The following is a 1346-nucleotide window of genomic DNA, read 5'->3' as shown; positions in this document are numbered from 1 at the left end:
ACGTTGGCCTATCTGGATGAAGTTTTCGAGATCGAAGTCATCCAGATAGGCCAACGTCTATCAAAAGCGGGCGGCGGCGCCGCCGCGCCGCAGCCGCAATCGCAACCGCAAGGTGCCCGCTCGCGCCTCAGCCGGCCAGCGCGGACCGGAGTTCGCGGGCCTCGGCCGTGAGGCGGCTCGAACCGCCTCGCGCGGCCAGCGTGGCCACCCACGGCGGCAGCGCCGTCACGCCGACGGAGCGGGCACAGCGGGCCGCGACGGCCAGCAGGTCGGCCGTTCCCGGTCGCGCTTTGTCCAGCTCGGACAGTGGCTCCAGCGCCGCCGCGGCGATCTGCCACACGGCCATGACCGCGCCCGCGGCTGCGGCGTCGTCGAGGGCGGTGGCGATCCGGTTCACCTTCAGCACCCCGGCGGCGGCCAGTTCACCCAGCTCGCGGCCCACGGCCGCGCCGTCCAGGTCACCGGTCGCGGCGAGGCCGAGCAGCCCGTCCACCGCCCCGATCCGGTCCGACGCGGAGCGGGCGGCCAGACCGTACGCCAGCGCCAGGCTCACCGCCGGACCCGCCGGACCCGCGCACTCGGCCAGGTGGGCCAGCAGCACGCCACCGCCCTCCTGGTCGGTGTCGGCCAGTGCCGCCAGCCTCGGCAGCGCGGCCGCCGCGACCACCTCGCGGTGCGAGGGCAGCGCGGCCGCCCAGTGCTCCGGCAGCTCGATGTCACCGACCGACCACGCCGGACGATCGGCGCGGCTGATCGTCATCAGCTCCCGCATGAGCGGGCCGACATGCGACGGCGGCTCGATCGCGACGACTCGGCGCTGTGCCGGCCCGTGCTCCCAGTAGTGCCGCGGGGGTGTCGTGCCGGCGGTCTGGTCCCGCCGCAGCGACACCGGATCGGGCACCGGGCCGCTGATCCAGCGCGCGAAGGCGGCACCGGCGGGTGAGCGCAGCCGCAGCGCCGCGGTGGCCACCGACCGGTCCACCTCCCGCGGCAGCCGCAGCAGGGCCTGGTCCAGGTCGATGCCCCAGGGCTGCCAGCCCTCACGCTCGGCCTGCTCCAGCCGCCGCAGCAGCACCTCCGGCGCCAACCGGCCGTTGGCGTGCGTCGGGGTGGCCATCAGCACCGGCACCGGGCGTCGGCCCAGCTGCACCGACATCTCCCCCAGCCGCGCCGCGAGCGCCAGGTGCAGCCGGCTGTCCGAGCCGCGCAGCAGGCGCAGCACCCGGCTGGGCACGTCGGTCTCGGCCCGGAACAGGTCGGCACCGGTGGTTAACCTGACCGCCGTCACGGCGCCGGTCATCCGGTTCAACCAGGACTTCAACCACCTCGGCTCCGACCGCGCCGAC

The 1346-nt window shown here is 75.3% G+C and carries 1 protein-coding gene; it reads right to left on the bottom strand.

Annotation, left to right across the window (positions count from 1 at the left end):
• Nucleotides 1-127 precede the first annotated feature (127 nt).
• On the bottom strand, nucleotides 128-1346 hold a 1219-nt coding region (locus AB0J67_RS41190; RefSeq protein WP_363491272.1), incomplete at its 5' end, for a DUF6493 family protein.

Origin of the sequence: Catellatospora sp. NPDC049609, assembly GCF_040675365.1 — a bacterium.
GTDB lineage: Bacteria > Actinomycetota > Actinomycetes > Mycobacteriales > Micromonosporaceae > Catellatospora.
The sequence above is the reverse complement of the archived record's forward strand: the minus strand, read 5'-3'. Positions and strand labels throughout refer to the sequence as shown.